Source organism: Kitasatospora sp. NPDC024654 (assembly GCF_055559155.1).
On the sequence record NZ_JBVHLF010000166.1, the window covers coordinates 1 to 7,094 of the forward strand.

At 74.4% G+C, this 7,094-nt stretch carries 1 protein-coding gene; it reads right to left on the reverse strand.

All coding sequences use genetic code 11. From position 1 onward, the window contains the following. Positions 1 to 7,094, reverse strand: a 7,094-nt coding sequence (locus tag ACZ38L_RS37735) for an SDR family NAD(P)-dependent oxidoreductase (RefSeq protein ID WP_465702338.1), incomplete at both ends; no start/stop codon positions are given.

Below are 7,094 nucleotides of genomic sequence, written 5' to 3' on the forward strand. Positions count from 1 at the left end.
GTCGAAGCCCAGCTCCTTGAACGCCCGGCCGCCCTCGACCGCGGTCGCGTCCGCGTAACCCAGCACCGCCGCCACCCGACCGCACACCAGGTCGACCAGCGCGGCCTCCCGCTCCCCCGCCGGCAGCGCGCTGAGCGTGCGCACCAGGGAGGAACCGGCAGCCGTCCCCGACCGGCCGGCCTCGACGGCACGCCGCGCCGGCCCTCGCACCAGTCCGCGCAGCAGCGGCGGCAGGGTGCCCGCCACGGCCTCGGCACGCAGCGCGGCCAGGTCGAGCCGCATCGGCACGAGCATGGCGGCATCCGCGGCGCAGGCGGCGTCGAACAGCGCCAGGCCCTCGTCGGCGGCCATGCCCTGGACGCCGCCGCGGCTCATCCGCTGGACGTCCACCTCGGCGAGGCTGCCGATCATTCCGCCGTTCGCCCAGGCCCCCCAGGCGAGGGAGGTCGCCGGCAGGCCCTGGGCCCGACGCTGCCGTGCCAGCGCGTCCAGGAAGACATTGGCGGCCGCGTAGTTGCCCTGGCCGAGACCACCGAAGGTGCCGGCGGCCGAGGAGAACAGGATGAACGCCGAGAGGTTCTCGGTGAGTTCGTGCAGGTTGAGCGCCGCGTCCAGCTTCGGACGCAACACCGTGTCGAGCCGCTCCGGCGTGAGCGAGGAGACGATCCCGTCGTCCAACACACCCGCCGTGTGCACCACACCGGTCAGCGGGCACTCCGCCGGCACGGCTGCCAGCACACCCGCCAGCGCCTCCCGGTCCGCGACGTCGCAGGCCGCGACCGTCACCGAAGCACCCGACGCGCCCAGCTCGGCGACCAGTTCGGCCGCACCCGGCGCGTCCGCGCCACGCCGCGAGACCAGCAGCAGGCTCCGCACCCCGTGCTCGGCCACCAGGTGACGGGCCACCAGCGCGCCGAGCATGCCCGACGCACCGGTCACCAGCACCGTACCGCTCGGATCGAACACCGGTGCCGCCTCGACGGTCGCGGCCACCCGCGCCAGCCGCGGCACCCGGACCTCACCCGCGCGGATCGCCAACTCCGGCTCCCCGCAGGCCACGGCCCCGGGCAGCGCGCGGAGCGAGGCGTCCTGGCCGTCCAGGTCCACCAGGACGAACCGGCCCGGGTTCTCGGACTGCGCGGAGCGCAGCAGGCCCCACACCGGCGCGTGCGCCAGATCCTGCGGCCCGGCCTCGTCGGCGGCCACCGCGCCATGGGTCACCAGGACCAGCCGGGAGGCGGCGAACCGCGCGTCCGCCAGCCAGTCCTGGACCACGGCGAGCACCCCGTGCAGCGCGGCCCGGACCGCCTCGGCCGGGTCGGCGGCGTCGGCGGCGTCCAGGGTCAGCAACACCGCGTCGGGGGCGGTCAGACCGCCGTCCACCGCCGCACCGAGCGCCGCCAGGTCGGCGAACGCCTCGGCGCCCGAGCCGAGCACGTCCTCGCCCAACGCCGCCCAGCCCGCTGCCGGCGCCGACGGCACCGGCAGCGTGACCCACTCCACCCGGAACAGCGAGTCCGTGAACCCGCCACGGGCGGCGCGCACCTGCTCCTCGGAGACCTCGCGCATCGCCAGCGAGTCGACCGAGGCCACCGGCCGGCCCGACTCGTCCGCGAGCACCAGCGAGACCGTGTCGCGGCCCGCCGGGGACATCCGCACCCGCACCGCCGCCGCTCCGGCCGCGTGCAGGGTCACCCCGTTCCAGGCGAACGGGAGTCGCCCGCCGCCGTTCTCGTCCAGCATGTCGCCGATACCGACCGCGTGCAGCGCGGCGTCCAGCAGCGCCGGGTGCAGGCCGAACAGCGCGGCGTCGCCGTGCGCGGCCTCCGGCAGCCGGACCTCGGCGCAGACGTCCTCGCCCAGGCGCCAGGCACCACGCAGGCCCTGGAAGACCGGGCCGTAACCGAAGCCGGCGGCGGCCAGCCGCTCGTAGAGGTCCGTCACGTCGACCTCGACCGCACCCGCCGGCGGCCACTCGGTCAGCTCGAACGACGGCTCCTCGGCACGCGTGCCGGGTGCGAGCACACCGGTGGCGTGCCGGGTCCACGAGTCTTCGGCGAGCGCGTCCTCCAGCCGCGAGTGCAGGCTCACCGCGCGGCGGCCCGACTCGTCGGCGGCCTCCACCGAGAGCTGCACCTGGACGGCGCCGTGCTCGGGCAGGACGAGCGGCGCCTCCAGCGTCAGCTCCTCCAGCACCGCACAACCGACCTGGTCACCGGCTCGGACGGCCAGCTCGACGAAGGCCGTGCCCGGCAGCAGCACCGAACCCATCACGGCGTGGTCCGCCAGCCACGGGTGCGACCGCACCGACAGCCGGCCGGTGAACAGGAACCCGTCCGCCGCGGCGAGCGAGACCGCCGCGCCGAGCAGCGGATGGTCGGCCACCGCGAAGCCGACGGCCGTGACGTCGCCCGTGCCGGCGGGCAGTCGCTCGGGCCAGTAGTGCTGGCGCTGGAAGGGGTAGGTGGGCAGGTCGATCCGGCGGGCACCGGTGCCCGCGAAGACGGCCGACCAGTCCACCGCGACACCGCGCACGTGGGCCTGGGCGAGGGCCGTGGTCAGCGTGCGGACCTCGGGACGGTCGGCGCGCAGCACCGGCGCGAACGCGACGTCCTCCGTGCCGGCACAGTCCTGGCCCATCGCGGAGAGCACCCCGTCCGGACCCAGCTCCACGAACGTCCGGACACCCTCACCCTCGAGGGCCCGCACGGCGTCGAGGAAGCGCACCGCCTCACGGACGTGGCGCACCCAGTAGTCCGGGGTGGTCAGGTCGGCGGACCGGTCGAGGGTCGAGACGATCGGGATCCGCGGGGCGTGGAACTCCAACGACTCCGCGACGGCCCGGAACTCCTCCAACATCGGGTCCATCAGCGGCGAGTGGAACGCGTGGCTCACCGTCAGCCGCTTTGTCTTGCGACCCTGCTCGGCCAGCTCGCCCGCGACCTCCAGGACGGCCGCCTCGGCGCCCGAAAGCACCACCGAGGACGGCCCGTTGACCGCCGCGAGACCCAACTCGGCCCCGCGACCGGCCAGCAGCGGCAGCACCTCGCCCTCGGCCGCCCGCACCGCCACCATCGCACCACCGGACGGCAGCGCCTGCATCAACCGACCACGCGCCACCACCAGCTTCGCCGCATCCGCCAGCGACAGCACACCCGCCACATGCGCGGCCGCGATCTCACCGATCGAGTGCCCCGCCAGGAAGTCCGCCCGCAGGCCCCACGACTCGACGAGCCGGAACAGCGCCACCTCGACCGCGAACAGCGCCGGCTGCGTGAAGCCGGTCTCGTGGATCGACTCGCCCTCGGCGGCGAACACCACCTCGCGCAGCGGCCGCTCAAGGTGCTGGTCCAGGTGCGCGGACACCCCGTCCAGCGCATCCGCGAACACCGGGAACGCGCCGTAGAGTTCAGCGCCCATCCCCAGCCGCTGGCTGCCCTGACCGGTGAACAGGAACGCCACCCGGCCCTCGACCACCGAGCCCCGCACCACACCCGTCGCCGACTCACCCGCGGCCAGCGCCGCCAGCCCGGCCAGCAACGCCGCCCGCTCACCCGCGACGATCGCGGCGCGCTGCTCGAAGGCCGCGCGCGTCGTCGCCAGCGAGTAGCCGAGATCCGCGAGGCGCGGCTCGGCGTCGGCCTCGACGTGGGAGAGCAGCTCCCGCGCCTGGGCCCGCAGGGCGCTGTCGTTCTTCGCGGAGAGCACCACCGGCAGCACCGACGGCGACACCGACGCCTCGACGGCCGGCTGCTCCGCGAGCTCCGGCGCCTGCTCCAGGATGGTGTGCGCGTTGGTCCCGCTCACACCGAAGGCCGAGATGCCGACCCGGCGCGGCGCACCGGTCCGCGGCCACTCGGTCGCCTCGGTCAGCAGCTCGACCGCGCCCGCCGACCAGTCGACGTGCGGGGTGGGCTCGTCCACGTGCAGCGTCTTCGGCAGCACACCGTGCCGCATCGCCATGACCATCTTGATCACACCGGCCACGCCGGCCGCGGCCTGGGTGTGCCCGATGTTCGACTTCACCGCGCCGAGCAGCAGCGGACGGCCCTCCGGCCGCTCCTGGCCGTAGGTGGCCAGCAGCGCCTGCGCCTCGATCGGGTCGCCGAGCCGGGTGCCCGTCCCGTGCGCCTCGACCGCGTCGATCTGGTCGGCCGTCAGCCCGGCCGAGGCCAGCGCCTGGCGGATCACCCGCTGCTGGGACGGGCCGTTCGGGGCGGTCAGACCGTTGCTCGCACCGTCCTGGTTGACGGCGCTGCCGCGAACGACGGCGAGGATCGGGTGCCCGTTGCGGCGGGCGTCGGAGAGCCGCTCGACGAGCAGCATGCCCGCGCCCTCGCCCCAGCCGGTGCCGTCCGCGGCACCGGCGAACGCCTTGCAGCGGCCGTCCACCGACAGCCCGCGCTGGCGGCTGAACTCGATGAACAGGTCCGGCGTGGACATCACCGTCACACCACCGGCCAGCGCCAGCGAGCACTCGCCGTTGCGCAGCGCCTGCACCGCCATGTGCAGCGCGACCAACGACGCCGAGCACGCGGTGTCCACCGACACCGCCGGGCCCTCCAGCCCGAAGGTGTAGGAGAGCCGGCCGGAGATCACACTGGTCGCCGTACCGGTCAACCGGTGGCCCTCGATCCCCTCCTGGCCGTCGGCCAGCAGCGAGATGTAGTCCTGGCCGTTGGTGCCGATGAAGACGCCCGCCTGGCTGCCGCGCAGCGTGGCCGGGTCGATGCCGGCCCGCTCGAAGACCTCCCACGAGGTCTCCAGCAGCAGCCGCTGCTGCGGGTCCATGGTGGTCGCCTCACGCGGGCTGATGCCGAAGAACGCGGAGTCGAACCGGGTCGCGTCCTGGAGGAACGCGCCCTTGCGGGTGTAGACCTTGCCGAGCTGCTCGGGGTCGTCGTCGAAGAGCGAGTCGAGGTCCCAGCCACGGTCGGTCGGGAAGTCCACGACCGCGTCACCGCCCGCGACGAGCAGCTGCCACAGCTCCTCGGGCGAGGTCACCCCGCCGGGGAAACGGCAGCTCATCGCGACGATGGCGATCGGCTCGTCGTCCGCCACGGCGACCGTGGGCAGGGACGTCCCGGCCACCGGCTGGTGGCCGAGCAGTTCGGTGCGCAGGTGATCGGCGAGCGCGGTCGCCGACGGGTAGTCGAAGACCAGAGTCGCCGACAACCGCAGACCGGTCGCCGCGTTGAGACGATTGCGCAGGTCGACAGCGGTCAGCGAGTCGAAGCCCAGCTCCTTGAACGCCCGGCCGCCCTCGACCGCGGTCGCGTCGGCGTAACCCAGCACGGCCGCCACCTGCGCCCGCACCAGATCCAGCAGCGCACGACCCTGTTCGACCCGCGACAGCCCCGCGAGGCGCTGCGCCAGCGAGGAGCCGGCGTCGGCCGTGGCGCCCTCGGTCCGCGATTCGGCGGCCGCCGCGCGGAGCCGCTGGACCTCCGGGACCTCGTCGAAGAGGCGGCTCGGGCGGACGGCGGCGAACTCGGCGGCGAGCCGGTCCCAGTCGACGTCGGCGATCGTCAGGGCGACGTCGCCGTGGTCCAGGGCCTGCTGCATCGCGGTGATGGCGAGTGCCGGGGCCATGCCGACCACACCGTCACGGCGCAGCCGGTCGGCGATCAGCTCCTCGGTCGCCAGGCCCGACTCGGCCCAGGCACCCCAGGCGATCGAGGTGGCGGCCAGGCCGTCGGCCCGGCGCTGCTCGGCCAGCGCGTCCAGGTAGGCGTTGGCGGCGGCGTAGTTGGCCTGGCCGGCGCTGCCGACCGAACCCGCCATCGAGGAGAAGAGGACGAACGCGGACAGGTCGTGGGTGAGTTCGTGCAGGTTGCGGGCCGCGTCCACCTTCGGACGGGCCACGGCGGCGAAGCGCTCGACGGTCTGACCGTCCACCACACCGTCGTCCAGCACACCGGCGGTGTGGAACACCGCCGACACCGGGTGCTCGGCCAGCAGCGCGGCCAGCGCCGCACGGTCGGCCACATCGCACGCCGCGACCGTGACGACAGCACCCAACTCGGCCAGCTCATCACGCAGTTCAGCAGCACCGGGCGCGTCCAGGCCACGCCGGCTGGTCAGCAGCAGGTGCTCGGCACCGTTGCGCACCAGCCAACGCGACACCTCGGCACCCAGCGCACCCGTACCACCGGTCACCAGCACCGTGCCGGACGGCCGCCACGCGACCGCCTCGCCACGCGACGCCCGGACCAGACGACGACCGAAGACACCCGACGCCCGGACCGCGACCTGATCCTCACCCGCGACGCCCGCCAGCACACTCGCCAGGCGCGAGAGAACCCGGTCGTCGATCGTCTCCGGCAGGTCGACCAGACCCCCCCAACGCTCCGGGTGCTCCAGAGCCACCACCCGGCCCAGACCCCACACCCGCGCCTGTGCGGGGTTCACCAGCCGGTCGGACCGGCCCGTCGACACCGCACCGCGCGTCACGCACCACAGCGGCGCGACGACACCCGCGTCACCCAGCGCCTGCACCAGAGTCGCGGTAAGCGCCGGATCCCCGTCGGTCACCGGCAGCCACAGCACACCGGAGACAGCGGCGGTGGCATCCAGCGCCGCACTCAGCAGCTCGGCCACCACCGCACGGTCGGTGACCTCCAGCTCGACCTGGCGGGCCTCCACACCACGGCCGGCCAGCATCGTCAGCGTGCCCGACACGGTCGGGTCCTCGGCGGCGCCGGCGGGAACCACCACCAGCCAGGTCCCCGAGAGCACGCCCGAAGCGGCCTCGGTGACCGGCTTCCAGCTGTCGCGGTAGCGCCAGGCGTCCACCGTGTTCTGCTCGCGGCTCTGCCGGCGCCAGGCCGACAGCGCGGGGAGCACCGAACTCAGCGGCTGGTCTCCGTCCAGGTCGAGGGTCGCGGACAGGACCTCCAGGTCACCGCTCTCGACGGCCTCCCAGAAGCGGGCGTCCACCGCGTCGACCGGAGCCTCGACCGCCGCGACCGTTCCGTCCGACTCCAGCCAGTACCGCTCGCGGTGGAAGGCGTAGGTGGGGAGGTCCACCCGGCGAGTGCCCTCGTGGGTCAGGAAGGACTGCCAGTCGACCGGGACGCCGCGCACCCAGGCCT